Source organism: Sphingobium sp. D43FB (assembly GCF_002312805.1).
GTDB lineage: Bacteria > Pseudomonadota > Alphaproteobacteria > Sphingomonadales > Sphingomonadaceae > Sphingobium.
This window is the reverse complement of record NZ_NMUA01000001.1, coordinates 154415-179091: the sequence shown is the minus strand read 5'-3', so window position 1 is coordinate 179091 and position 24677 is coordinate 154415. Positions and strand designations below refer to the sequence as shown.

General features: G+C 62.7%; 22 protein-coding genes and 2 tRNA genes. 15 read left to right on the top strand and 9 right to left on the bottom strand.

Going from position 1 to position 24677, the window contains the following annotated elements; all coding sequences use genetic code 11:
• Positions 1-36 precede the first annotated feature (36 nt).
• The 3 genes from SxD43FB_RS00825 to SxD43FB_RS00815 all read right to left on the bottom strand — a co-directional run bounded on the left by SxD43FB_RS00825 (position 37) and on the right by SxD43FB_RS00815 (position 701).
• Positions 37-112 (bottom strand) — tRNA-Ala (locus SxD43FB_RS00825).
• 89 nt (positions 113-201) lie between these two features.
• A tRNA-Ala gene (locus tag SxD43FB_RS00820) sits at positions 202-277 on the bottom strand.
• Between the two features lie 88 nt (positions 278-365).
• Positions 366-701, bottom strand: coding sequence for an FYDLN acid domain-containing protein (locus SxD43FB_RS00815; protein ID WP_037480080.1), 336 nt, complete (start codon positions 699-701; stop codon positions 366-368).
• 147 nt (positions 702-848) lie between these two features.
• Here SxD43FB_RS00815 and aroA point away from each other — a divergent pair, with 147 nt between their 5' ends.
• The 7 genes from aroA to SxD43FB_RS00780 all read left to right on the top strand — a co-directional run bounded on the left by aroA (position 849) and on the right by SxD43FB_RS00780 (position 9562).
• Positions 849-2189, top strand: a complete 1341-nt coding sequence (gene aroA / locus SxD43FB_RS00810; RefSeq protein ID WP_096060583.1) for a 3-phosphoshikimate 1-carboxyvinyltransferase — start codon at positions 849-851, stop codon at positions 2187-2189.
• Positions 2186-2434: a hypothetical protein gene (locus SxD43FB_RS00805; RefSeq protein ID WP_096060582.1), complete on the top strand. Its 249-nt coding sequence runs from the start codon at positions 2186-2188 to the stop codon at positions 2432-2434. Before aroA ends, SxD43FB_RS00805 begins: the two co-directional genes overlap by 4 nt.
• A complete protein-coding gene (cmk, locus tag SxD43FB_RS00800) occupies positions 2431-3066 on the top strand; it encodes a (d)CMP kinase (protein WP_096060581.1) in 636 nt (211 codons plus the stop codon). The genes SxD43FB_RS00805 and cmk overlap by 4 nt, the downstream gene beginning before the upstream one ends.
• 170 nt (positions 3067-3236) lie before the next feature.
• The gene (gene rpsA / locus SxD43FB_RS00795; RefSeq protein ID WP_037480069.1) at positions 3237-4949 is read left to right on the top strand and encodes a 30S ribosomal protein S1; all 1713 of its coding nucleotides are present in this window, start codon (positions 3237-3239) and stop codon (positions 4947-4949) included.
• A 166-nt stretch (positions 4950-5115) separates the two neighbouring features.
• Positions 5116-5406, top strand: coding sequence for an integration host factor subunit beta (locus tag SxD43FB_RS00790; RefSeq protein ID WP_037480067.1), 291 nt, complete (start codon positions 5116-5118; stop codon positions 5404-5406).
• A gap of 494 nt (positions 5407-5900) precedes the next feature.
• Entirely contained in the window at positions 5901-8276 is a 2376-nt protein-coding gene (locus SxD43FB_RS00785) for a TonB-dependent receptor (RefSeq protein WP_096060580.1), read from the top strand.
• Positions 8277-8293: 17 nt separating this feature from the next.
• Positions 8294-9562, top strand: a complete 1269-nt coding sequence (locus tag SxD43FB_RS00780; RefSeq protein WP_096060579.1) for an aminotransferase class V-fold PLP-dependent enzyme — start codon at positions 8294-8296, stop codon at positions 9560-9562.
• Positions 9563-9637: 75 nt separating this feature from the next.
• On the opposite strand, the gene SxD43FB_RS00775 is transcribed toward SxD43FB_RS00780, so the two are convergent.
• From SxD43FB_RS00775 to groES, 4 genes are all read right to left on the bottom strand, one after another.
• The gene (locus SxD43FB_RS00775) at positions 9638-11191 is read right to left on the bottom strand and encodes a DUF389 domain-containing protein (protein WP_096060578.1); all 1554 of its coding nucleotides are present in this window, start codon (positions 11189-11191) and stop codon (positions 9638-9640) included.
• Positions 11192-11206: 15 nt separating this feature from the next.
• Positions 11207-13009: an SLC13 family permease gene (locus SxD43FB_RS00770; protein WP_096060577.1), complete on the bottom strand. Its 1803-nt coding sequence runs from the start codon at positions 13007-13009 to the stop codon at positions 11207-11209.
• A gap of 203 nt (positions 13010-13212) precedes the next feature.
• Positions 13213-14862, bottom strand: coding sequence for a chaperonin GroEL (gene groL, locus SxD43FB_RS00765; protein ID WP_037476035.1), 1650 nt, complete (start codon positions 14860-14862; stop codon positions 13213-13215).
• Between the two features lie 80 nt (positions 14863-14942).
• Positions 14943-15230 carry a co-chaperone GroES gene (gene groES, locus SxD43FB_RS00760; RefSeq protein WP_007704439.1) on the bottom strand — a complete coding sequence of 96 codons (288 nt, stop codon included), beginning with the start codon at positions 15228-15230 and terminating at the stop codon, positions 14943-14945.
• A 384-nt stretch (positions 15231-15614) separates the two neighbouring features.
• Here groES and SxD43FB_RS00755 point away from each other — a divergent pair, with 384 nt between their 5' ends.
• The 3 genes from SxD43FB_RS00755 to SxD43FB_RS00745 all read left to right on the top strand — a co-directional run bounded on the left by SxD43FB_RS00755 (position 15615) and on the right by SxD43FB_RS00745 (position 18931).
• Positions 15615-16049: a universal stress protein gene (locus tag SxD43FB_RS00755; RefSeq protein ID WP_096060576.1), complete on the top strand. Its 435-nt coding sequence runs from the start codon at positions 15615-15617 to the stop codon at positions 16047-16049.
• A 90-nt stretch (positions 16050-16139) separates the two neighbouring features.
• Positions 16140-17009 (top strand): glutathione-dependent disulfide-bond oxidoreductase, encoded by an 870-nt coding sequence (yghU, locus tag SxD43FB_RS00750; RefSeq protein WP_096060575.1) that lies wholly within the window; start codon positions 16140-16142, stop codon positions 17007-17009.
• A gap of 116 nt (positions 17010-17125) precedes the next feature.
• Complete coding sequence (locus SxD43FB_RS00745; RefSeq protein ID WP_096060574.1) at positions 17126-18931, top strand: DUF885 family protein; 1806 nt, start codon at positions 17126-17128, stop codon at positions 18929-18931.
• Between the two features lie 104 nt (positions 18932-19035).
• Here the strand turns inward: SxD43FB_RS00745 and SxD43FB_RS00740 are convergent, their stop codons facing one another.
• On the bottom strand, positions 19036-20520 hold the full coding sequence (locus SxD43FB_RS00740; RefSeq protein WP_037476023.1) for a replicative DNA helicase: 1485 nt from the start codon (positions 20518-20520) through the stop codon (positions 19036-19038).
• A gap of 114 nt (positions 20521-20634) precedes the next feature.
• Between SxD43FB_RS00740 and SxD43FB_RS00735 the strand changes: the two genes are divergently transcribed.
• The 5 genes from SxD43FB_RS00735 to SxD43FB_RS00715 are packed head-to-tail and all read left to right on the top strand — an operon-like array spanning position 20635 to position 23630.
• On the top strand, positions 20635-21117 hold the full coding sequence (locus tag SxD43FB_RS00735; protein ID WP_096060742.1) for a UPF0262 family protein: 483 nt from the start codon (positions 20635-20637) through the stop codon (positions 21115-21117).
• 29 nt (positions 21118-21146) lie between these two features.
• Positions 21147-21815 (top strand): GH25 family lysozyme, encoded by a 669-nt coding sequence (locus tag SxD43FB_RS00730; protein WP_096060741.1) that lies wholly within the window; start codon positions 21147-21149, stop codon positions 21813-21815.
• Positions 21812-22273 (top strand): cytidine deaminase, encoded by a 462-nt coding sequence (locus tag SxD43FB_RS00725; protein ID WP_096060573.1) that lies wholly within the window; start codon positions 21812-21814, stop codon positions 22271-22273. The genes SxD43FB_RS00730 and SxD43FB_RS00725 overlap by 4 nt, the downstream gene beginning before the upstream one ends.
• A gap of 10 nt (positions 22274-22283) precedes the next feature.
• Positions 22284-22838 (top strand): dCTP deaminase, encoded by a 555-nt coding sequence (gene dcd / locus SxD43FB_RS00720; protein WP_069066552.1) that lies wholly within the window; start codon positions 22284-22286, stop codon positions 22836-22838.
• A 21-nt stretch (positions 22839-22859) separates the two neighbouring features.
• On the top strand, positions 22860-23630 hold the full coding sequence (locus tag SxD43FB_RS00715; protein WP_096060572.1) for a metallophosphoesterase: 771 nt from the start codon (positions 22860-22862) through the stop codon (positions 23628-23630).
• A gap of 19 nt (positions 23631-23649) precedes the next feature.
• Here SxD43FB_RS00715 and SxD43FB_RS00710 read toward each other — a convergent pair whose 3' ends face one another.
• Entirely contained in the window at positions 23650-24600 is a 951-nt protein-coding gene (locus SxD43FB_RS00710) for an alpha/beta hydrolase (RefSeq protein ID WP_096060571.1), read from the bottom strand.
• Between the last annotated feature and the right edge of the window lie 77 nt (positions 24601-24677).

Genomic DNA, 24677 nt, shown 5'->3' with positions numbered 1-24677 from the left:
AGCCGCACCCGCCAGAACATCATCAATGTCAGAAAATGGTGGAGCCTAGCGGGATCGAACCGCTGACCTCCTGCATGCCATGCAGGCGCTCTCCCAGCTGAGCTAAGGCCCCATTTGGGCATGGCACTATGGCCCGCCGCATGGATCGAACCATGTCCGGCTGGCTTCATGAGGAACCAGGCCGCCGGTCGAATATAAGGATGGTGGAGCCTAGCGGGATCGAACCGCTGACCTCCTGCATGCCATGCAGGCGCTCTCCCAGCTGAGCTAAGGCCCCGTCACCATCATCAAGCGCCCTTGGGTTGGCGCCTGCGAGGTCGCTGCCATTAAGTCGCAGCAACCTCGTTGGCAAGAACAAAAATCAGTTAATTGTCATCGCTATCGTCGTCGCCTGCAGCTTCGACACCCAGGTCGTCGTCACCGCCCAGATCGACGTCATTGTCCGGCGAATCACCATCATCATCGACGTCCAGATCCAGGTCCAGATCATCGTCGGCCGTTTCCAGCTTGCCGTCAGCGGTCTCGATGACCTTCTTAGGCGCTTCTTCATAAGGAAGCGGCTGCTTCGACTTGAGAACCGGCTCCGGTTCCCAGGCCGCGTTGCAGTTGATGCAGACGACCGGATCGTCCTTGCCCAGATCATAGAAGCGGGTTGCGCATTTCGGGCAGGTCCGTTTCGTGCCCCATTCAGCCTTCACCATGTCCGGCCTGTTCCTTTTTAGATGCTCAAATAGACTTTACGCGGCGCAACGGCTGTTGCCCACGAAACGTCGCGCGCCTTGCCATAGCCCAAGCGCGCTGTCAAAAGCCGGGCGCATTTTTTCCCGCCAGACCAGACTGGACGAACCGTGACCGCTGCCGCCGAACCGCCCCGCCCGATGACATTCACCGCCGCACCCGCCCTGTCGGGCAGCGTGACCGTGCCGGGGGACAAGAGCATTTCGCACCGATCGCTGATGCTTTCGGCGCTGGCCGTGGGCGAAAGCCGGGTCGAAGGTCTGCTGGAGGGCGAGGACGTGCTGGCGACCGCCGCTGCCATGCGCGCGATGGGCGCGGACATTCAGCGCGACGCCGATGGCATCTGGCATATCCATGGCGTGGGCGTTGGCGGCCTGCTCCAGCCGGAGGGTGCGCTCGACATGGGCAATAGCGGCACGTCGACGCGCCTGCTGATGGGCCTGCTCGCCAGCCATGATCTGACCGCCACCTTCATCGGCGATGCCTCGCTCAGCAAGCGGCCCATGGCGCGCGTGACCGACCCATTGACGCAGATGGGTGCCAGCTTCACCACCAGCCCCGGCGGCCGGTTGCCACTCACGATGCGCGGTGCCTGCCCCGCCGTGCCGCTCGACTATCGCCTGCCCGTCGCCTCCGCACAGGTGAAGTCGGCGATCCTGCTGGCGGGCCTCAATACGCCGGGCATCACCCGCGTCGTCGAGCCGATTCCGACCCGTGACCATAGCGAACGGATGCTGCGCGGCTTCGGCGCGGACTTGCATGTAGAAGTGGAAGCCGACGGCACCCGCATCATCACGCTGGTCGGCGAAGCGGAATTGCAGCCGCAGCAGATTATCGTGCCTGGCGACCCCTCCTCCGCCGCTTTCCCGATGGTCGCCGCGCTGCTGGTGCCCGGATCGCAAGTGACGATCGCCAATGTGGGCCTCAATGCCACGCGCGCAGGTCTTATCGACCTGCTCCGCGAAATGGGCGGCTCCATCGAAGTCATCAACGCCCGCGAAGTCGGCGGCGAACCCGTGGGCGACCTGCTCGTCACTGCCTCCACCCTCCAGGGTGTCGAGCCAGACCCGGCGCGCGCGCCGAGCATGATCGACGAATATCCGGTCGCCTTCATCGCCGCTGCGCTCGCACAGGGACGCAGCATCTTTCGCGGACTGGACGAACTCCGCGTCAAGGAATCGGACCGCATCGCCACCATGGCAGCGGGCCTCCGCGCGATCGGCGTGACGGTCGAGGAACTGGAAGACGGCCTCATCATTGAAGGCAGCGGTGGCGCGCCGCTCCAAGGCGGCGGTCCGATCGCTACCAAGCTCGACCATCGCATCGCCATGAGCTTCGCCGTCGCGGGCCTCGTATCACGCGATGGCGTGACGATCGACGACATGCGCCCGGTCGCCACCAGCTTCCCGACCTTCACGGCTTTGCTCCAAAATTTAGGCGCGATGGCATGACCTTCGACTGGGCCAACATCATCGGTCTGGCGGGCAGCGCCATGATGGTCGTCGCTTATGCCTACAGCAACATCGCCAAGCAGATGAACTTTGTCTTTTTCAATCTGTTGAACCTTGTCGGTTCGCTGCTGCTCATCTGGTCGCTGACCGTGCATTTCAACCTGGCGTCGATGGCGCTGGAAATCGTCTGGACCCTCATCGCCCTGCTGGGCCTCGTCAAAGCCATGAAAAGAAAATCCGTATGATCATCGCCGTCGACGGCCCCGCCGCATCGGGCAAGGGCACCATCGCCAAGGCGCTTGGTCGCCATTATGGTCTGCCCGTTCTCGACACCGGCCTGCTCTACCGCGCGGTCGGCCTTGCCGTTCTGAAAGCAGGCGGCGATCCCGACATCGAATCGGATGCGCTCGCGGCTTGCTCGTTTGGCGACGAAACTCTGGCCGACCCGGCGCTGCGCAGCGAAGCGGTCGGCAGCCTCGCCTCGCGCGTTTCCGTGCATCAGGCGGTGCGCGACGCCTTGGTCAAGCGGCAGCGCGATTTCGCGACGCAACCGGGCGGCGCGATCCTCGACGGCCGCGACATCGGCACCGTCATCGCGCCCGATGCCCATGCCAAGCTGTTCGTCACCGCCAGCGTCCATGTCCGCGCTCAACGCCGCTATCAGGATGCCCTGTCGCATGGCGGCCATCCCGACATGGACAGCCTTATCGCCGACATCCAGGCGCGCGACACCCGCGACATGAGCCGCGACCATGCGCCGCTCAAAGTCGCCGATGGTGCGGACTTGCTAGACACCAGCGATTTGTCTATAGACGCGGCCGTCCGCCAGGCGATTGCGCTTGTGGACGCCCAGCTTGAAGGTCGCTCCAGAGGCTGACCCGTTAAGGCGTGCGGTAATCCGCGCGCCCTTTTCGCTTTTCTCGTCTGCGCGTCCGCAAACGCCTTTGCGGTAACGGATGTCCCGACCGCATGCGGCGTTCGGGACAGTTTGGCCAAAGACCATCGGATACAACCGGTTGGCCAGCAATGATGAGTGAAGGACTAACCATGGCCTCTACGGCATTCCCCACGCGCGACGATTTCGCCGCGCTTCTCAATGATTCCCTCGGTGGTGAGGACGGCGGCTTCGAAGGCCGCGTCGTCAAGGGCACCGTTACCGCCATCGAAAACGACCTGGCCGTCATCGACGTAGGTCTGAAGTCCGAAGGCCGCGTGCCGCTGCGCGAATTCGCGATGCCGGGCCAGAAGGCTGACATCAAGGTCGGTGACGAAGTCGAAGTCTATGTCGACCGCGTCGAAAACGCCCATGGCGAAGCGATGCTGTCGCGTGACCGTGCCCGTCGCGAAGCTGCGTGGGACAAGCTGGAAGCCGAGTTCACCGAGAGCGCCCGCGTCGAAGGCGTCATCTTCGGCCGCGTCAAGGGTGGCTTCACCGTCGATCTCGACGGCGCCGTAGCCTTCCTGCCTGGTTCGCAGGTCGACATTCGCCCCGTGCGCGACGTCACCCCGCTGATGGACATTCCGCAGCCTTTCCAGATCCTCAAGATGGATCGCCGCCGCGGCAACATCGTCGTGTCGCGTCGCGCCATTCTGGAAGAAACCCGCGCCGAACAGCGCAGCGGCCTCATCCAGACGCTGGCCGAAGGTCAGATCATCGAAGGCGTCGTCAAGAACATCACCGACTATGGTGCGTTCGTTGATCTGGGCGGCATCGATGGCCTGCTGCACGTCACCGACCTGTCGTACAAGCGCATCAACCACCCCAATGAGATGATCAACATCGGCGACACCGTGAAGGTGCAGATCATCCGCATCAACCGCGACACGCAGCGCATCTCGCTCGGCATGAAGCAGCTTGAGAGCGATCCGTGGGAAGGCGCATCGGCCAAGTACCCCGTCGGTGCCAAGCTTTCGGGCCGCGTCACGAACATCACTGAATATGGTGCGTTCGTCGAGCTGGAAGCCGGCATCGAAGGCCTGGTCCATGTGTCCGAAATGTCCTGGACCAAGAAGAACGTCCACCCCGGCAAGATCGTTTCGACCAGCCAGGAAGTCGAAGTTCTGGTCCTCGAAGTCGATCCCGAAAAGCGCCGCATCTCGCTCGGCCTCAAGCAGGCCCAGAGCAATCCCTGGGACAGCTTTGCCGAACGTCACCCGATCGGTTCGACCGTCGAAGGCGAAGTCAAGAATGCGACCGAGTTCGGCCTGTTCATCGGCCTGGACGGCGACGTCGATGGCATGGTCCACATGTCCGACATCGCATGGGGCATTTCGGGCGAAGACGCACTGGCGCTGCACCGCAAGGGCGAGGCCGTTCAGGCTGTCGTTCTCGACATCGACGTCGAGAAGGAGCGCATCAGCCTCGGCATGAAGCAGCTTGAGCGTGGTGGTCCGGCCGCTGGCGGCACGACCGCTGCTGCTGCTGGCCTCAACAAGAATGCGATCGTCACCGTGACCGTTCTTGAAGTCCGCGACGGCGGCCTGGAAGTCCAGGCTGGCGACGATGGCGCCACCGGCTTCATCAAGCGCAGCGACCTTGGTCGTGACCGTGACGAGCAGCGTTCGGAACGCTTCCAGATCGGCCAGAAGTTCGACGCCATGATCACCGGTTTCGATCGTGCCAAGAAGCCCACCTTCTCGATCAAGGCGATGCAGATCGCCGAAGAGAAGCAGGCTGTTGCGCAATATGGTTCGTCCGACAGCGGCGCGTCGCTGGGCGACATTCTGGGCGAAGCACTCAAGGCCAAGACCGAAGGCTAAGCCTTTCGTCAAAGTCGACTAATTAGAGAAGCCCGCCGGGATCATCATCCCGGCGGGCTTTTCATATCCTTTCCGTATCGAAACAATCCCCGACCTGCGCGATTGTCAACGCCCTGTAAAAGCCCTATGATTAGGCAGGGAAAAAATCAGGGGGCTCTGGAATTCGATGATCCGTTCGGAATTGATCCAGAAACTGGCTGACGAAAATCCGGGCCTGACGCTCCCGGAAGTCGAGCGAATCGTCGATCTCTTCTTCAAGGAGATTGTCGATCGACTGGCTTCGGGCGGTCGTGTGGAACTGCGCGGCTTTGGTGCCTTCACCACCCGCGCCCGCGACGCACGAACTGGACGCAACCCGCGCACTGGTGAACAGGTGCCGGTCAGCGCGAAGCGCGTGCCCTATTTCAAACCCGGCAAGGAAATGCGCGAACGGCTGAATGCCGATCATGAGGATTGACGATTACGTCGCCCGGCGCTGATCATCAAATCGCGCTTGGCTCTGCCGATCCTCCCGACTATAGCCAGCCTTGGTAATGCGGGCGTGGCGAAATCGGTAGACGCAACGGACTTAGATCATTGAGTGCGCACAGGGAAATCTGTGACGTAGAACTGCTCAAATTCGGGGAAACCTTTAACATGGCAATCCCGAGCCAAGCCTGAAAGTTCGCTTTCAGGAAGGTGTAGAGACTAGACGGGCAGCACCTGCACCCCGGCCTGCCGGGATATGGTGAAGGGATAGTCCAGACCACAAACGCCCCTCCGGGCGGCGGCGAAAGCCGTAGCGGGTAAGAAAATCCGTCGGGCTTTGCCCATGGGGGTTCAAGTCCCCCCGCCCGTACCAACCGCCTCTCCCACTCGATAGAAATTCCAGGTTCGATACACAGAACCGTCATCAGCGCATACTAAAGGCGCGGTCATAGCATAATATCGACCAAGCCTTTGGGGACCATCATGAAATTTCTGGCCGGTAGCGCGATGATCGCGCTGCAATTCTCTGCGTGCGCATTCGCGGTGGCGCAAGACAATATGCCCGCTGCATCCGATATCGACAGTGGCGACTCCATCATCGTGACTGGAACGCGTGATGCCAAGCGGACGAAATTCGATACGCTCGCGCCCATTGACGTGCTATCGTCAAAGTCCATCGATAATAGTATTTCCAACGATCTGTCCGATACTTTGGCGCAACTCCTGCCATCGTTCAACGTCCAGCGTTTGCCCGCCGCCGACGGTCAGGCCTTTGTCCGCCCCGCGACGCTCCGTGGTCTCTCGGCCGACCAAACGCTCGTCTTGGTGAACGGCAAGCGCTATCACCGTTCCGCTCTGCTGGGCAGCCGCGGCGCGCAGTCCGCCGACCTTGCAACCATCCCCAATCTGGCGATCAAGCGCATCGAAGTGCTGCGCGACGGCGCATCTGCCCAATATGGCTCGGACGCCATCGCTGGTGTCGTCAACATCATCCTCGACGATGAGCCAGGCATGGAGGCCTTCGGCCAATATTCGCAATATTATGAGGGCGATGGCACCAATTACCAGAGTGGCGCTCAGGGCGGCCTGGCCTTGGGTAATCGCGGCAGCATCGTCTTCACCGGCGAATTTTCGAAATCGGATGCCACCTCGCGCACCCGCCAGCGTCCCGACGCCATTGCGTTCCAGGCAGCCAATCCAACGCTCACCGTACCCGATCCGGTGCAACGCTGGGGCCAGCCCGACCTGCGCTCCGTCCGTGGCGCGATGAACGCCCATTATGATTTTTCCGACGCCGTCACCGCTTATACCTTCGGCACGGTCGGCAATGGCGAGGGCGTCACCGATTTCAACTGGCGCAATCCGGTCGGCACCGGCAACGTCTATAATCCCAGCGCGGCCTTCCCCGGTTTCAGCTTCAGCAGCGTCTATCCCGTCGGTTTCACGCCGCGCTTCGCCACGCAATATGATGATTATCAGGCCGATGGCGGCCTGCGCGGCGCGATCAGCGATCAGTTCACCTATGACCTCAGCGCCTCGTCGGGCCGGAGCAGAATCAACTATACTATGTCCGAATCGCTGAACGCTTCGTTGGGACCGCTCAGCCCAACGAGCTTCTATCTCGGCCGTTTGCGCCAGAGCGAATTCAACCTGAACGCCGATTTCGTCTACCGCCTGCCGCTGGGATTGGCCGAACCCGCCAACATCGCTTTCGGCGCGGAACGGCGCAAGGAAACCTACGGCATCCGTCCTGGTGACCCGGCATCCTACGCCATCGGGCCGGGTGCGGCCACCGGCCTTGCCCCCAACAGCAACGGCTTCCCTGGCTTCAATCCGCTAAGTTCAGGTGAATGGTCGCAGACCAGCTATGCCGGCTATCTGGATCTGGAAGTCCACCCGGTCGAGGCGCTGACGCTCGGCGCAGCGGGCCGCTATGAGGATTTCTCGGCCTTTGGCGACACGTTCAACTACAAGCTTTCGGCGCGGTTGGAGCCGGTCAAGGGCGTCGCGGTACGCGGCACCTATTCCACCGGCTTCCGCGCGCCAACCCCGGCCCAGCTCAACGCCGTCAACACCACCCAGGGCCTTGACACGCAAACGCTGCAGATTTTCAACACAGGACGTCTGTCCCCCAATGACCCGATCGCCATCGCGCTGGGTGCCCAACCGCTGACCCCGGAAAAGTCGCGCACCATCACCGCCGGTCTGACGTTCCAGTCCGCGTTCGGCCTGAGCGGCAGCATCGATCTCTATCAGATCAAGCTGCGCGACCGGTTCGGCCAATCACGCTCCTTCACCGTGCCCGCAACCCTGCCCAATCCGCAGCGGTTCACCGCCGTCACCTATTTCACCAACGACTTCGACACCCGCACCCGCGGCATTGATGTCGTGCTGGCCTATGCGCAGCAAGTGGGACCGGGCAAGGCCGACCTCAGCCTCGCCTATAATTACAACCAGACAAAGGTGACGAGCGGCACCTCTGCCGCGATTGCCAACGACACCCAGCGGGTCATCTTCGAAGAACGGTTGCCCAAACATAATGGTACGGCGTCGCTCGGCTATACGATCGGCCGGTTCGGGTTGCAGGCGCGCGCGCGCTATTATGGGAAATGGACCGACGTCAGCGGCAATGCCACTGGCGACATCTTCCAGCGCTTTGGCGCCATGACGCTGTTCGACCTGTCGGCCAGCGCGCAACTAACCGACAATATCACGGTCCGGGCGGGCGCGGAAAATATCTTCGACACCTATCCCGACGAAGCCACCAACCAGGCGGTGCGCGGCCTCATCTACTCGCGCAACGCCCCCTTCGACACCGATGGCGGCCAATATTATGTTCGCTTGGGCGTAACCTTCTGATCGGATAGCATGGCCCGATGGATATCAGTCGCAGGCAGATGATGATGGCAACGGCGGCAGCTCCGCTGGCAGGACGGATCGACGCCGCCCTGCCGACGGCGGCCGCCGTCCGGCCCGATGACGAAAGCCATTGGGCCAAGATCGCAGCGCATTATGATGTGGTGCCCGACATCATCCAGCTGGAAAATGGCAATTGGGGCATGATGGCCCGCCCGGTACTGGAAGCCTATGAGGCCAAGGTCCGGCAGGTCAATCGCGCGACCAGCTATTATGCCCGGCGCGGCCTGACGCCCGACCTGATCGCCGTGCGCGATCGCGTCGCGGCCAAGATGCAGGTCGATCCCAGCGAAATCGCCTTCACCCGCAATGCGACCGAAGCGCTCAAAAGCCTGATCGGCGGCTATAATCGGCTGCGACCCGGCGACGCCGTACTTTATGCCGATCTGGATTATGACAGCATGCAGGCCTGTTTCGAATCCTTGAAACATAGCCGCAATGTCGATGTCGTCCGCATCGACCTTCCCGAACCGGCGACTCATCAGGGGTTGATCGACAGCTATGAGCAGGCGCTCAAGGCCAATCCCCGCGTTCGCCTCATCCTGCTCACCCATCTTAGCCACCGCACTGGCCTCGTCATCCCGGTGCGGGAGATCGTCGCCATGGCCCGCGCGCGGGGCGTCGATGCCATCGTTGACGCGGCACACAGCTGGGGCCAGATCGATTTCTCGCTGCCCGACCTGGATGCCGACTTCATCGGCTTCAATCTGCATAAATGGTGGGGCGCCCCGCTTGGCGTTGGTGTCATCTACATCCGCAAGGCCAAGATGGACCTGATCGATCCCGACATCGGCAATGCGCCACCCTTCGCCGCCAACGCCTATGCGCGCGTCCACACCGGCACCGTGGATTTCGCCGCGCAACTAACCGTGCCCGCCGCCCTCGATTTTCAGGACGCTATCGGCGGTCCCGCTCGCGCCGCCCGGTTGCAGTATTTGCGCGATCGCTGGGCCGAAACCCTGCGGGGTACGTCCGGGCTGGAAATTTTGACGCCCGCCGACCCGCGCCTGCACGGCGGAATAACCTCTTTCCGCTACACCGACCACACAAGCGCCAGCGCCAATGCCGCGATCGCCAAGCGCCTGCTCGACGAGCATCGCATCTTCTCCGTGCAGCGCAACGGCCCAGCGTGCGGCGCCTGCGTGCGCATAACCCCCGCCCTGTTCAACAGCGCGGACGACATCGATGCCCTGGTCCGTGCGCTCCGGTCAATCGGCGCGTCGCTGTAATTTCGGACGGTGATCAATGGCCACCATATCCGCGTGGCCCAGGCCATCATTCAGAAATAGGTGGCGTCGGCTTCGTTAGGGCAGGTTGGCTGCAGCAATCTGTAGCCGGAAAGTCTGACCCGATGCCGGTGCGGCGATGGCGGCGATGCCCTGTTCCTTGAGGAGGGCGGCGATTGCTAGCGCCCTGCGTTGCGGCAAGGATGGTCGTTCGGGGGCATCGGTCGGCAAGCCGGGCACGGACAGTTGCGGACTGTTCCAACGCTTTGCCGCCCAGGCCGAAAGCAGCACGGCTTGCCGCGCCTTCGGGTCGAGCGCGTCCACATTGTCGGCAAAGGCGATGACCGGCAGCGGCGTGAGCGGTGGAATAATGGCGACCTCCCATCCCTCCACGGACTGGATGGCGCGCTGTTCGAGCGCGCCATAGGTAGCGAGGTCGGCGCCCGGCAACAGGGCCGCCGTCGCTGTCGCGCGTTGATGATCGCGGTCGATCGTCACGGCGTCGGGGGCCACGCCAGCGGCCAGCGCGATCAGCCCGGCCACTCTGTTGGCGCGGCTGCGGTCATTGGCCAGCGCATCATTGGCCTGCTGCAATTCGGCCCGTTGCGCTTCGACCGACCCTGCGCCCGGATCGAGCAGGACTTGGTCCACACGCAGCGCCACAGGGCGGCCCAGCCGGTCGCTAAGGTCGGTCTGCAGCAAGGCGTTGCTTTCAGCGCGGGATCGGGGGGCTATGACCACGCTGCGCACAGCAAGGGGCGTTCGGTCGAAATTGACGTCGAGTTGGGTGATCCGCGACTCCGCTCCATAACGATCGGAGAGGAAGGCACGGATTTGATTGACGGCCACCGCTTCGCCCGCGATGCGGCTGAGGGATATGGCCAGCGGCACGGCCATGACGACGAAGACCAGCATGAGCAGCACGGTCTGAGTCCAACTTTGCTGGCTCGATAGATAATGGCCGAACCCATAATAGCGGGCCATCACCATCGCCGACAAAGCGATGGTCACGAAGTTGGTGACGAACAGGGCGAGTGCCCCGCCCAGGATCGGCATGTTCCAGGTCGCAAGGCCGAAGCCCACAACCGCCAGCGGCGGCATCAGGGCCGTGGCGATGGCGACACCGACGATGGTTTCGCCGCGCCCGCGGATGATCGCGAAGGTGCCCGCCAGAGCGGCAAAGAGGGCGACCAGCAGATCGAACAGATTGGGGCGGGTGCGGGCCAATATTTCGGCCGTGGGTGCTTTCAGCGGCGAGACGAGAACGATGAAGGCCGTGAACAGCAGCGCCGCACCCGCCCCGATCGCCAGGGCCGAAAGCGAGCGGCGCAGTTCGGCAAAGTCGAACAGCGCCAGGCTGAACCCCAGGCCGAGAATCGGGTTCATCAGCGGCGATATGAGCATGGCGCCGATGACGACGGCAGGCGACGACAGGAGCAGCCCCAGAACGGCGATGCCAGCCGACATCATGGTCATGAAGAGATAGCGCGGCGTGCAGCCGCTTTCCTCTACGATGCGGGCGACGACCTTTTCCTGATCGACCGATCCGACCACGGATTTCCGCCACCAGCGATAGAAGGGAATATTATCCCAGCGCGCGGGATAGGGATGGTCTGGCGCAGGCGAATTCATGATGTCAGCGCTCCCTTATACCAGCCAGTAGATGGCAAAGCAGGTCGCCAGACCGACGATGACGTTCATCGGCACGCCGATCTTGACGAAATCGCTGAACCGGTAATCGGCTGCTGCATAGACCATCGTGTTGGTCTGATAGCCTATGGGCGTTGCGAAACTGGCGGAGGCTGCGAACATCACGGCGATGATCAGCGGTCGCGGATCGACGCCATTCTGCCCGGCTATGCCGATGGCGATCGGCGTCATGATGACGGCGACGGCATTGTTGGTGACGGTTTCGGTCAGCACCGATGTCGCGGCATAGATGGCGATGATGAGTGCCAACGGTGGCAACGCTGCCATCCAGGGCGACAGGGTGGACACGATCAACGCCACGCTGCCCGATTTTTCCAGCGCCAGGCCGATGGCGAGCATGGCGAAGATCAATACGATGACATTGCCGTCGATCGCCGACCAGGCCTCCTCCGCATCGAGGCAGCGGGTTGCCAGCACGATCGCGACGCCGATCAGCGCCAGTGCGAATACCGGCATGATGTTGAAGGCAGCTCCCACGATCACCATGCCCAGCGTGAGCGCAGCGATCGGCGCGCGCCGACGGCGATAGCGCCTGACGCCGCTGGTATCCTCCGCGATGAAATTCATATTGTCGCGCAGCGCAGCCGCCGCCTGATCGTCGGCAGCCACCAGCAAACTGTCGCCTGCGCGCAGGCGCACATTCACCAGATCCGGCCCAGCCACATGACGCGGGCGGCTGAGCCCCAATATGCGGACGCTGAGATTCGACAGAAAGGGTATTTCCCGCAGCTTCCGACCGATGGCGGGATGAGTCGGGGCAAGGGTGATGCCGATCAGCCCCACCATGCTGTCCCGTTCGTCCGCCGCCAGCCGGATCGGTCGTCCGATATTCTGAAGCCCGACAACAAATTCATGCGATCGGGCCAAGGCATCCAATTCATGTGCGCTCGTCGCGACGATGACCCGGTCGGAGGGCAGGATGATAGCATCATTGTCGATGTTGCGCAGGATCTGCGATCCGCGCGCGATCCCCAGCACCCGCACGGAGCCACGACGCAGCGCCTTGATATCGCCCAGTCGCGTCCCGTCATCCTTCAATTTAGGGCAAAGTTCAGTGATGTAGAGGCGGTCGCTGTCGACATCGAGTTCATTGTCGGGGCGGTTGGGCAGCAGTATCGGCCCCAGGATCAGCAGAGTGATGCCACCGGTCACCAGTGCGACCAGGCCGACCGTGGTGATTTCGAATATGCCGAAAGCCGCCTGACCATTTTCCTGCGCGACGCCATCGACCAGCAGGTTGGTGGAGGTGCCCACCAGGGTCAAAGTGCCGCTGAGAATCGCGAGATAGGAGAGCGGGATGAGCAGGCGCGTCGCCGCGATGCCGACCGTGCGCGCCAGTCGCTTGACCAGCGGGATCAGCACCATCACCACGGGTGTATTGTTGACGAAGGCCGGGGCCAGCATGGCCGTGCCCAGCAATTCCGCCACCGTGCGCCGGGGTCGTTCCTTGGCACGGGAGACCATCAGGCTGGCCAATGCCTCGATCGCGCCGGTGCGGATGAGCGCACCGGACAAAATGAAGAAGGCCGCGATCGTGATGGGGGCGGGATTGGCGAAGACCGTCAGCAGGTCGGTCGGGCTCAACATGCCCGTCACCAGCATCAGGATGGCCCCGATCACGGCGATGACGACGGGCGGAAACCGCTCCATCGCAAAGGCCACGAACAACAGCAGCACCATGACGAGCCCCGCCACTGGCCCCGCTTCGGGCCAGCGGGCAAAGAGCGTTCCCCCCTCCATCAGCACAGGATACCGCGCATCAAAGTCTTACCATCCGGTCGTTCATAATGCCCCTGTCGATCTGGCCCGATGCTTGGATGGGTAGCATAGCGACTTCAAAAGATTAGGAAACCAGCGCCGGATGAATTTGGTACAGGTGACGACAAGAAAAAGGCCGGTGGATTGCTCCACCGGCCTCTTCTTTGTCGTGTGGAAAGCAGGACTTAGAAGTCCATGCCACCCATGCCGCCCATGCCGCCGCCGGGCATGCCGCCCATGGGCGACTTGTCGTCAGCAGGCATTTCCGAGATCGCCGCTTCGGTGGTGATCAGCAGGCCAGCGACCGAAGCCGCGTCCTGCAGAGCCGCACGAACGACCTTGGTCGGATCGATGACGCCAGCGTCGACGAGGTTTTCGTAGACGTCGGTCGAGGCGTTGAAGCCGCGGGTTTCGTCATTTTCGCGCAGCAGGTTGCCAGCAACCACGGCACCATCAACGCCCGCATTCTGGGCGATCTGGCGCAGCGGCGCTTCGATCGCCTTGCGGATGATGTCGATACCACGGGTCTGGTCGTCGTTCGCGCCCTTCATGCCGGCCAAAGCCTTGGTGGCATAGAGGAGAGCGGTGCCGCCGCCAGGAACGATGCCTTCTTCAACGGCCGCACGGGTGGCGTGCAGCGCGTCGTCGACGCGGTCCTTGCGTTCCTTAACTTCGACTTCCGAAGCGCCGCCAACCTTGATGACGGCTACGCCGCCAGCCAGCTTGGCCAGGCGTTCCTGGAGCTTTTCCTTGTCATAGTCCGAGGTGGTGTTCTCGATCTGCTGACGGATCTGCTCGGTACGGCCCTTGATCGAGTCATGGTCGCCAGCGCCATCGACGATGACGGTGTTGTCCTTGTCGATGGTGACGCGCTTGGCGGTGCCGAGCATCGCCAGCGTGACGTTTTCGAGCTTGATGCCCAGGTCTTCCGAGATCACTTCGCCCTTGGTCAGGACCGCGATATCTTCCAACATTGCCTTGCGACGATCGCCAAAGCCGGGTGCCTTGACGGCAGCAACCTTGAGGCCGCCACGCAGCTTGTTGACGACCAGGGTCGCCAGCGCTTCGCCTTCGATGTCTTCGGCGATGATCAGCAGGGGACGACCCGACTGAACGACCGCTTCGAGGATCGGCAGGATCGACTGGAGGTTGCTGAGCTTCTTTTCGTGGATCAGAATATACGGATCAGCCAGCTCTACAGCCATCTTTTCCGGGTTCGTCACGAAGTAAGGCGACAGGTAGCCGCGGTCGAACTGCATGCCTTCGACGACGTCCAGCTCGAATTCGAGACCCTTGGCTTCTTCAACCGTGATCACGCCTTCCTTGCCGACGCGCTCCATGGCTTCGGCGATCTTTTCGCCAACCACGGTGTCGCCATTGGCCGAGATGATGCCGACCTGGGCAATTTCCTTGGTCCCGGCAACGGGCTTGGAACGGGCCTTGAGGTCTTCGACGACCTTGATGACCGCGAGGTCGATGCCGCGCTTGAGGTCCATCGGGTTCATGCCGGCGGCAACCGACTTCATACCTTCACGGACGATCGCCTGCGCCAAGACGGTCGCAGTGGTCGTGCCGTCGCCGGCGATGTCGTTGGTCTTCGATGCGACTTCGCGCACCATCTGCGCGCCCATATTTTCGAACTTGTCCTTGAGTTCGATTTCCTTGGCGACGCTGACGCCGTCCTTGGTGATGCGGGGGGCGCCGAAGCTCTTGTCGATCACGACGTTACGGCCCTTTGGACCCAACGTCACCTTGACCGCGTCGGCCAGGATGTCGACACCGCGCAGAATGCGCTCACGAGCGTCGCGGGAAAACTTTACGTCTTTCGCTGCCATGATCTTAATACCTTCTATCGAGAATGTGCAAAATTGCGAAGTTCACACCGTTGCTGGATGTGAAAATCGCGAACCGAAAATCAGGCTACGACGCCCAGAATGTCCGATTCCTTCATGATCAGCAGGTCTTCGCCGTCGACCTTGACCTCGGTGCCCGACCATTTGCCGAACAGCACGCGGTCGCCAGCCTTGACGTCGAGCGGGGTGACCTTGCCATCTTCAGCCTTGGAACCGGTGCCGACGGAGACGATTTCGCCTTCCTGCGGCTTTTCCTTGGCGGTGTCGGGGATGATGATCCCACCGGCGGTCTTCGCTTCCGCTTCGATGCGGCGGACGAGAACACGGTCGTGCAATGGACGAAATGCCATGTTGATTGCCTTTCCCTTCTATTTGGGATGGGTCCGGCGCGCGATCCGGGGATGATTTCCCCGCAAAACCGCAATCGCCTTGTCCGTCTCCCCTTGAACTGCGTTGCTGTTAGCACTCACTGGAGGAGAGTGCTAGCGCCGTAAATATGGAGCGGTGCTTTTATGCGTCAAGGCGATCGCGCAGAAAAATTTACGGGGCCGCGCAACCGAGCGCCCGCTTCCGGGTTATGGCGATTGCCGCGCGACATGGCATGTCCCCTGCGATGGATAGACCGACTGTTGCCGTCAGCCGCGCCTTCATGTCGCGACCGTTATTTTTCGTGAATGCTGCATCCCCTGCCCCGCCCGCCTGTTGGTGAAGGAGAACCATAAGGAGGATGCATCATGGCCTATTCGAAGATTGTCGTTGCCATCGACATCAACGACGTACTGCACGCGCGCGCCGCGATCGATGCGGCGGCGGCTGTTTGTGGACCCGAAACGACGGTCCATATGCTCTATGTCCGCTATCATATGCCCACCCGCTATTCCGACCTTCTGGGGCGCGACCTCGACATCAAGGAAGAGGCCGAGGCGCTGGCGCTGATGCGGCAATGGGCGAGCGAAGGCGGCCTTGCCGAGGGGCAGGTCCATTTCGACACGCGGCGCGGCCGGGTGCGCGATGAAGTGATCAGCGCCGCCGAACGAGTCGGCGCGACGCTGATCGTGATCGGGTCGCATGAACCGTCTTTCTCCTCGAAGCTGCTGGGGTCCAATGCGTCGGCGATCGTGCATCAAAGCCCGGTCAGCGTTCTCGTCGTGCGGGTAGCTGCGGAATAATCCTGTGAAGCCTGATGGCTGTCGGTTGCAGGGGATGGGGTCGCCCCCTACCTGCGGCCCATCCTTTCACGATATTGGAGCCAGCCCCGCATGACCGACAGCTATACCCCGCCCCGCATCTGGACCTGGGACAAGGATAATGGCGGGGCGTTCGCCAATATCAACCGGCCGATCGCAGGCGCGACCCATGACAAAGCGCTGCCGGTCGGCCAGCATAAGCTCCAGCTCTATTCGCTCGCCACGCCCAATGGGCAGAAGGTGACGATCATGCTGGAAGAATTGCTGGAGGCGGGCTTTGCCGACGCCGACTATGATGCCTGGCTAATCAGGATCGGCGATGGCGACCAGTTTTCGAGCGGCTTCGTGGCGGTCAATCCCAACAGCAAGATCCCGGCACTGATGGACCATAGCGTGTCGCCGCCGCAGCGGGTTTTCGAATCGGGCGCGATCCTGCTCTATCTTGCCGAGAAGTTCGGCGCGTTCCTGCCGACCGACCCGGCCAAGCGCACTGCTGCACTCAGTTGGTTGTTCTGGCAGATGGGGGCTGGGCCGCTGCTGGGTGGCGGCTTTGGCCATTTTTATGCCTATGCGCCGGAAAAATATGAATATCCGATCAACCGCTACACGATGGAAGTGAAGCGGCAGTTGGACGTGCTGGACCGGCATCTGGCGGACAACGCCTATATGGCGGGCGATGATTACAGCATCGCCGACATCGCGATCTGGCCCTGGTATGGCGGGCTGGTGCTGGGCCGCGCCTATGAGGCGGCGGAGTTTCTGGACGTCGCCAGCTATACCCATGTCGTGCGCTGGGCGCAGCAGATCGACGCGCGCCCGGCAGTGAAGCGCGGGCGGATGGTCAACAAGGCAAATGGCCCGTTGGAAGAGCAATTGCACGAACGGCATGACGCGAGAGACTTCGCGACCCGGACGCAGGACAAGTTGCAGAGCGAAGGCTGAACGGCCCCGCATTGGATGACCGAAGATGTTGCGTGCGCGCAACATTGTTACAAGGGGCTGGACGAGGCGGCGGAGCGGGGTAAGACAGGCAGGCAAGACATAAGGGAGTCATCGCCATGGATCGCCGCCTGTTTCTCTCCTCCGCCGGGGCCATTGCCCTCGCCGCCGCCGGCCCGCGCGCGCTGGCGCAGATGGCGGGCAATGACGATGCGCGGCTTTCCGCCGCCTTCGCCACCATTTTCGAGAAGCAGCTCGATGTGTCGCCCGGCATGGTCACGAGCCTCGGCCTGGACAAGGGCGCGCGCGCCGGGGCGAAGAGCCAGTTGGACGACAATAGCAAGTCGGCGATGATGAAGCGGCTGAGCATGACGCAGGCGGCGATCAAGGAATTGGAGGGCTTCCAATCGGCCAGCCTGTCCGATCCGCAGCGGCTCAATCTGGAGGTGGTCCTCTATTCGCTGGGGCAGCAGACGGTCGCACCGGCGACCTTTGGCCTCAACAGCGCGGTGCGCCCCTATCGCATCTTTCAGCAGGGCGGCAGTTATTTCTCCACCCCCGATTTCCTGAACACCGCGCATACCATCAACACGGCCGCCGACGCGGATGCCTATGTCGCGCGGCTCGATGCTTTTGCCCGCAACCTGCGGACCGACACGGCGGTCCAGCGGGACGAAGCGGCGCGCGGCTATCTTGCGCCGGGCTGGTCGCTCGATCTGACGCTGGCGCAGATGCGCAAGCTGCGTGATCAGCCTGCTGCGTCCAGTTCGATCGTGCAATCGCTGGTCAAGCGGGCTGCGGCCAAGAATGTGGCGGGCGATTGGCAGGGCCAAGCGACGGCTGTTGTCGAAAAGGCCATTTACCCGGCGTTGGACGAGCAGATTGCCGCGATCGAGGCGCTCAAGGGCGGTACGGCTGCGGGCGATGGCATTTGGCGCACGCCGCGCGGCGACGAAATCTATGCCGCTGCGCTGAAAAGCGCGACCACGACCGACATGAGCGCTGACGAAATCCACGCGATGGGCGTGGAGCAGGTCGCGGAAATCAGCGGGCAGCTCGACACGATTTTGAAAGCGGCGGGCTATAGCAAGGGCACGATCGGCGAACGGCTGGCGGCGCTCAATGCCGAGCCGTCGCAGCTTTATCCCGATACCGCGCAGGGGCGCAGCGACCTGATCGCAGCGCTCAATGCCGAAGCCAAGCTGATGCAGGCGAAATTGCCGCAAGCGTTCTCGACCATCCCCGACACGCCGCTGGAAATCCGCGCGGTGCCGGTGGAGATTCAGGATGGCGCATCGAACGGCTATTATAATCGCGCGGCGCTGGACGGGTCGCGGCCCGCGATCTTCTTCATCAACCTGAAGGCGATCGGCGATTGGCCCAAATATACGCTGCCCGCGCTCAACTATCATGAGGGCGTGCCGGGGCATCATCTCCAGATTTCGACCGCGCAGACCGCAGGCGATATTCCGATGCTGCGCAAGACCGCGTTCATGAGCGCCTATAGCGAAGGCTGGGCGCTCTATGCCGAGCAGCTGTCCGACGAATTGAAGGGCTATGCCACGCCGCTCGACCGGGCGGGCTATCTGCAATCCTTCCTGTTCCGCGCGGCGCGGCTAGTGGTCGATACGGGCATCCATGCCAAGCGGTGGAGCCGCGAGCAGGCAACCGCCTATATGGTGGAAAAGACCGGCTTTACCCCTGCCCGCTGCCAGCGGGAAGTGGAGCGTTATTGCACCCAGCCGGGGCAGGCGACCAGTTACAAGGTCGGCCATGGCGTATGGACCAAGGCGCGCGCGGCGGCGCAGGCGGCGATGGGCGACAAGTTCGACATCAAGCAGTTTCACGCCATTCTTGAGGAAGGCGCGATGCCGCTGTCGATGCTGGAGAAGCGCGTGGCGGCGCGCGCGAAGATGGGCGCTTAAAAAAAGCCGTTCGGGCTGAGCCTGTCGAAGCCCCATCCTTCTTCTCAAGAAGGACGGCCCTTCGACAAGCTCAGGGCGAACGGTTCAAACGTTCGAAGGGCCGCTTACTCATATTCGAGATCCTGATAGCCGTCTTCGGCGATGTCGGAGAAGCGGGTGATGCGGGCGTCGAATTTCATGCGGATGCGGCCGGTGGAGCCGTGACGCTGTTTGGCGACGATCAGTTCGGCGAGGCCGTAAATCTGCTCCATCTGCTGCGCCCATTCGGTATGTTCGGCGCTTTCCTTGTTCCCCGGCTCCTTGGCGGCGATGTAATAATCTTCGCGGAACACGAACCAGACCATGTCGGCATCCTGCTCGATCGAGCCGGATTCGCGCAGATCGGAGAGCTGGGGCCGTTTGTCCTCGCGCTGTTCGACGGCGCGGCTCAGCTGTGAGAGGGCCAGCACCGGGACATGCAATTCCTTGGCCAAGGTCTTCAAACCACGCGAAATTTCCGAAATTTCGTTCACGCGATTCTCGTTGCCGCGTCCGCTGCCCTGGAGCAGTTGGAGATAGTCGACGACGATGAAGCCGACGTCGTGGCGGCGCTTCAGGCGGCGCGCGCGGGTGCGCAGCGCGGCGATGGTGAGGCCCGGCGTATCGTCGATGAACAGCGGCAGTTCCTGCAACTCGCGGGCGGCGCGGGAGAGATTCTGGAAGTCGGCGCGGCTGATCTTGCCCATGCGCAGCGCTTCGCCGCTGATCCCCGATTGTTCGGCCAGCACGCGGGTCGCAAGCTGATCGGCGGACATTTCGAGGCTGAAAAAGGCGGTCTTGGCGCCCATATTTTTTTCGGGCGGAATACCGTCCGCATTGTCGCGCAGCCAGCGCGAGGCGGCATTATAGGCGATGTTGGTGGCAAGCGAGGTCTTGCCCATGCCCGGACGGCCAGCGAGGATCATGAGATCCGAATTGTGGAGGCCACCGATCTTGGCGTTGAGGCTGTTGATGCCGGTGGTGATGCCCGACACATGGCCGCCGCTGTTGAGCGCGCGTTCGGCCACTTGCACCGCTGCGGTGGAGGCGGAGAGGAAGCTCTTGACCGAGCCGCTTTCGCCTTCGCCCTCCGAAACCTTGTAGAGCGCGACTTCGGCCGCTTCGATCTGTTCGCGCGGATTGACATCCTCGCTGGTATCCAGCGCATTTTCAACCAGTTCTCGGCCGACACTGACAAGCTGTCGTAATAGCGCGAGATCGTAAATCTGCGCCGCGAAGTCGCGCGCGCCAATGAGCGCCGCGCCATTGCCGGTCAATTGCGCGAGATAGGCCGCGCCACCCAGTTCCTTGAGCGCCGGATCCTGATCCAGCATCGGCTTCAACGTCACCGGGTTGGCGATCATGTCGCGATCGAGCAATTTCATGATCGCGTCATAGATGCGACCATGGAGCGGCTCGAAGAAATGCTCCGCCTTGATCTTGATCTGGACATCCTCGGCAATGCGATTGTCGATCATCAGCGCGCCCAGCAGCGCGGCTTCGGCTTCGACATTGCGCGGCAGTTCGGTGCCACCGGCTTCGGCGGCAGTGATTTTCAATAGTTCGACCATGGGCCTCTCATCCTCCGGTCGCGCGCGTCGCGCAAGGGCTGGCGCGCAATCCATCTGTGGATAAGTCCCGCTTGCTTTTCGGCGCACATCGCCGCACTGACTATGCCCTTCACCATGGCCGATCCGCGCATCATAGACATCAAGCTCGACGAGCGCACGATCCTGTGGCGCAATGCCGATGTCGAGCAGGAACGGCGGATCGCGATCTTCGATCTGTTGGAGGATAATCATTTCGCACCGCAGCGGGTCCATGCGGACGGCTATATGGGGCCGTACAAGGTGGTGCTGCGCGTCGAGGACGGGCGGTTGGTGATCGAGATTAATCGCGAGGATGACAGCGCGCTCGAAGCGATCATCCTGGGGCTGGGGCGGTTCCGGCGGCCGATCCGCGAATATTTCGCGATCTGCGACAGCTATTATCAGGCGATCAGCAATGCGTCGCCGCAGCAGATCGAGACGGTCGACATGGCCCGGCGCGGCATCCACAATGATGCGGCGGAGATGCTGATCGAACGGCTGGAGGGCAAGATTACGGTCGATTTCGATACGGCGCGTCGCCTGTTCACGCTGATCTGCGTGTTGCATATCAAGGGGTAGGGACGATTTCGCGGCTGACTTTGGGGGGGCTGCTGGTCCGCGTGGGCGTGGGACTGGCGATCATCGCGCTACTGGCGCTGGCGCTGTGGCTCTATGCGCGCAGCTGGGCGCCCGCGCGGGACCAATATCCGGTGCAGGGCGTGACGATCAGCGCCGACAATGGCGTAGTGGAATGGGGCACGCTGGCGGCGCAGGGGGCGGACTTCGCCTATATCCGCGCAGCGCGGGGCGCGGCCGGGCGCGATCCGGCGTTCGCTGCGAACTGGCGCGCGGCGCGGACGGCGGGGCTGCGCTATGGCGCGATGCTCGACTATAGCCTGTGTCGGCTGGCGAGCGATCAGGCGACCCGCTTCGTGACGACAGTGCCGCGCGACAATGCCGCGCTGCCCCCGGTGATCCGGCTGGCGTTCGACCCCGGTTGCACCGCGCGGCCTGGGCGTGATCTCGTGCTGTCGGAACTCAATACGCTGGTCAATCTGGTCGAAAGCCATGCGGGCAAGACGGTGCTGCTCAACGTCACCGAGGATTTTGATGCGCTGTACGATGTGGGTTCGGGTATCAACCGCACGCTCTGGCTCGACGGCAATTTCTTTCCGCCCGATTATGCGACGCGACCCTGGGTGATGTGGACAGCCAGCGACATGCGGCATATCGACGGCGTCGACGGGCCGGTGAGATGGGATGTGGTGGCACCATGAGCGAGACGGATGATCATGTGGCGCTGCTGATCGCCGCCGCGCGCGGGGCGATGGCCCATGCCCATGCGCCCTATAGCCGCTTTGCGGTGGGGGCGGCGGTGCGATTGACCGATGGCAGCATCGTGACTGGCTGCAATTTCGAAAATGCGAGCTATGGCCTGTCGCTCTGTGCAGAGACGGTGGCGCTGGCGACCGTCAATGCGCAGGGTCGCTTTGCCGATGTCGCCGCGATCGCCGTGGTCGGCGGGGCGATGGACGCGACCGAGGAAGCCATGGTCACCCCTTGCGGCCGGTGCCGCCAGGTGATGAACGAGGCCGAACAGATGGCGGGCCGCGCCATCGCCATCTATTGCGCCACGCCGTCAGGCAGCCGCGTCACCGAACATCGCATCGCCGATCTTCTTCCCCACGCCTTCGGCCCCGCCGATCTGGGCATCACCCCCATCAGGAAAAGCTGAAAAGACCATCATGGCCATTCTTTCCGACAAATGGATTCGCGACAAAGCCCTCTCCACCGGCATGATCGAGCCGTTCGTGGAGAGCCAGAAGCGCGACGGCTGCATCAGTTACGGCCTGTCCTCCTATGGCTATGATGCGCGGGTGGCGGACGAGTTCAAGATCTTCACCAATATTGACAGCACCATCGTCGACCCCAAGAATTTCGATACCAACAGCTTTGTCGATCGCAAGACCGACTGCTGCATCATTCCGCCCAACAGCTTCGCGCTGGCGCGGACGGTCGAATATTTCCGCGTGCCGCGCGACGTGCTGGTAATCTGCCTCGGCAAATCCACCTATGCGCGGTGCGGCATCATCGTGAACGTCACCCCGCTGGAGCCGGGCTGGGAGGGGCATGTGACGCTGGAATTTTCCAACACCACCCCCCTGCCCGCCAAAATCTACGCCAATGAAGGCGCGTGCCAGTTCCTGTTCCTTCAAGGCAATGAGCCGTGCGAGGTCAGCTATGCCGACCGGGCGGGCAAATATATGGGGCAGCAGGGCGTGACATTGCCCAAGCTCTGACGCCGTGCGACATTGCATCGCATGACATGGTGGCGAATATGGCCGCGGCGTGCCGCTGCGCCAGCGGACAGGATGCCACCCAGCGTGGGTGAGGATCGCCGTGTCTATGCGATCGGCGATGTCCATGGCCGGGCAGACCTGCTCGATGCCCTGCTCGGCATGATCTGGCAGGACGATGCGGCGCGCGGTCCGGCAAAGCCCATCCTCATCTTCCTGGGCGACCTGATGAACCGAGGTGCTTCCTCCCGCGCCGTAATCGAACGGGTGATGGCGCTGGTCGGGTCAGGCGGCGACGTGCGCTGCCTTCAGGGCAATCATGAGGAATTGTTCATCGCCGCAGCGCGGGGCGACATACGGGTGATTCCGACCTTCCGGCGCATGGGCGGCGAACAGACGCTGGAAAGCTATGGCCTTGCGCCGGACGTCTTTGCCGTGATGACCGATCAGGATATTGTCGATTGGATGCTGCATCATGTGCCGCGCGGCCATGTCGATTTTCTAGGCGCCCTGCCGGACTGGACCGACGTGGGCGACTATCTGTTCGTTCATGCCGGCATCCGCCCCGGCATAGCGATCGAGGCGCAAAAATCGTCCGACCTGCGTTGGATACGCCGTGATTTCCTGGATCATATAGGGCCTCATCCGCACATGGTTGTGCATGGCCACAGCATCAGCGGGGATGTGGACGAGCAGGAGAATCGCATCGGCATCGACACGGGCGCCTATCGCAGCGGGCGCCTGACCGCGCTGGGGCTGCAGGGCGCCGCGCGTTGGACGCTCCACACCGGCTGATGCCGTCTGCGCCGACGGATCAGGACAGGTTGAGCAGCCGCCGGATGGCTGCCGTCAGGTCGCGCTGCGCCTGCTGCGTGACCCGCGCGGTGGCCATCATGTCGAACCCGTGGATCGCGCCGGGATAGACATGGCACTCCACCGGCACCCCGGCCCCCGCCAGTCGCCTGACATAATCCAGATCTTCGTCGATGAAGAGGTCGAGCGCCCCAACGGATAGATAGGTGGACGGCAAGCCCGACAGATCATCGGCGAGCGCGGGCGAGAACCAACCCCGACGCACATCATCGCAGCTATAATCGCCGCGCAGCGCATTCCAGCCAAACTGGTTGGACGTGGGCGTCCAGACAAATTCTCCCGCGCTGCGCGAACGCCAGCGGCAGTCCGGGCCGCCGGTGCGGTGATCGAGCATGGGGTAGATGAGGATCTGGCCCGCCAGCGCGATGTCGCCCCGGTCACGCGCCATCTGCGCGAGCGCCGCGGCGAGCCCTCCGCCCGCGCTTTCGCCCATGACCACGATATGCTGCGGGTCGATCCCCAGACTATCGGCCTGCGCCACGAGCCATTCGAGCGCGGCGTAGCAATCCTCCTGCGGTCCCGGAAACGGGGTTTCGGGTGCCAGCCGATACTCGACCGACGCAGCCACGAAGCCCATCGCCTCCGCCAACGGCCCGATCGACCGGCTCGCCATGTCGGCCGTCCCCAGGATCATGCCGCCGCCATGGATGTGCAGAATGGCGGGGCGTCCCGGCCGGGCGGGATCGGCGTTGAAGATATGAAGTGGCACGTCAGGTGCGCCGTCGCGGCCGGGCACGGCGCGAATGCGGGGAACTGCCACTGGCCCCGGATAGTCGACTGGCGATGCCATTCCAGCGCGGATCGTGGGCAGCGTTTCCGGGCGCAGGTCGAGTTCCGGTAACAGGTCCAGCACCGGCGCGATTTCCGGGTCGATCAGATGGCGGGTAGTCATGCCCTCTCCTTCGCTACTTATTGTTACGAGAGGTCATTATGGCAGTCCCGAGCCCCGCGACAACGAAAAAGGCCAGC

Bases quoted from the DNA above. Each gene is read 5' to 3' on its own strand.
- SxD43FB_RS00725 (WP_096060573.1), top strand. From the start codon at position 21,812: ATGAGCGAGACGGATGATCATGTGGCGCTGCTGATCGCCGCCGCGCGC.
- SxD43FB_RS00770 (WP_096060577.1), bottom strand. From the start codon at position 13,009: ATGGAGGGGGGAACGCTCTTTGCCCGCTGGCCCGAAGCGGGGCCAGTG.
- groES (WP_007704439.1), bottom strand. From the start codon at position 15,230: ATGGCATTTCGTCCATTGCACGACCGTGTTCTCGTCCGCCGCATCGAA.
- SxD43FB_RS00805 (WP_096060582.1), top strand. From the start codon at position 2,186: ATGACCTTCGACTGGGCCAACATCATCGGTCTGGCGGGCAGCGCCATG.
- SxD43FB_RS00775 (WP_096060578.1), bottom strand. From the start codon at position 11,191: ATGAATTCGCCTGCGCCAGACCATCCCTATCCCGCGCGCTGGGATAAT.
- SxD43FB_RS00735 (WP_096060742.1), top strand. From the start codon at position 20,635: ATGGCCGATCCGCGCATCATAGACATCAAGCTCGACGAGCGCACGATC.
- SxD43FB_RS00745 (WP_096060574.1), top strand. From the start codon at position 17,126: ATGGATCGCCGCCTGTTTCTCTCCTCCGCCGGGGCCATTGCCCTCGCC.
- SxD43FB_RS00740 (WP_037476023.1), bottom strand. From the start codon at position 20,520: ATGGTCGAACTATTGAAAATCACTGCCGCCGAAGCCGGTGGCACCGAA.
- SxD43FB_RS00815 (WP_037480080.1), bottom strand. From the start codon at position 701: ATGGTGAAGGCTGAATGGGGCACGAAACGGACCTGCCCGAAATGCGCA.
- yghU (WP_096060575.1), top strand. From the start codon at position 16,140: ATGACCGACAGCTATACCCCGCCCCGCATCTGGACCTGGGACAAGGAT.
- rpsA (WP_037480069.1), top strand. From the start codon at position 3,237: ATGGCCTCTACGGCATTCCCCACGCGCGACGATTTCGCCGCGCTTCTC.
- SxD43FB_RS00715 (WP_096060572.1), top strand. From the start codon at position 22,860: ATGACATGGTGGCGAATATGGCCGCGGCGTGCCGCTGCGCCAGCGGAC.
- cmk (WP_096060581.1), top strand. From the start codon at position 2,431: ATGATCATCGCCGTCGACGGCCCCGCCGCATCGGGCAAGGGCACCATC.
- SxD43FB_RS00790 (WP_037480067.1), top strand. From the start codon at position 5,116: ATGATCCGTTCGGAATTGATCCAGAAACTGGCTGACGAAAATCCGGGC.
- groL (WP_037476035.1), bottom strand. From the start codon at position 14,862: ATGGCAGCGAAAGACGTAAAGTTTTCCCGCGACGCTCGTGAGCGCATT.
- dcd (WP_069066552.1), top strand. From the start codon at position 22,284: ATGGCCATTCTTTCCGACAAATGGATTCGCGACAAAGCCCTCTCCACC.
- SxD43FB_RS00755 (WP_096060576.1), top strand. From the start codon at position 15,615: ATGGCCTATTCGAAGATTGTCGTTGCCATCGACATCAACGACGTACTG.
- SxD43FB_RS00710 (WP_096060571.1), bottom strand. From the start codon at position 24,600: ATGACTACCCGCCATCTGATCGACCCGGAAATCGCGCCGGTGCTGGAC.
- SxD43FB_RS00780 (WP_096060579.1), top strand. From the start codon at position 8,294: ATGGATATCAGTCGCAGGCAGATGATGATGGCAACGGCGGCAGCTCCG.
- SxD43FB_RS00785 (WP_096060580.1), top strand. From the start codon at position 5,901: ATGAAATTTCTGGCCGGTAGCGCGATGATCGCGCTGCAATTCTCTGCG.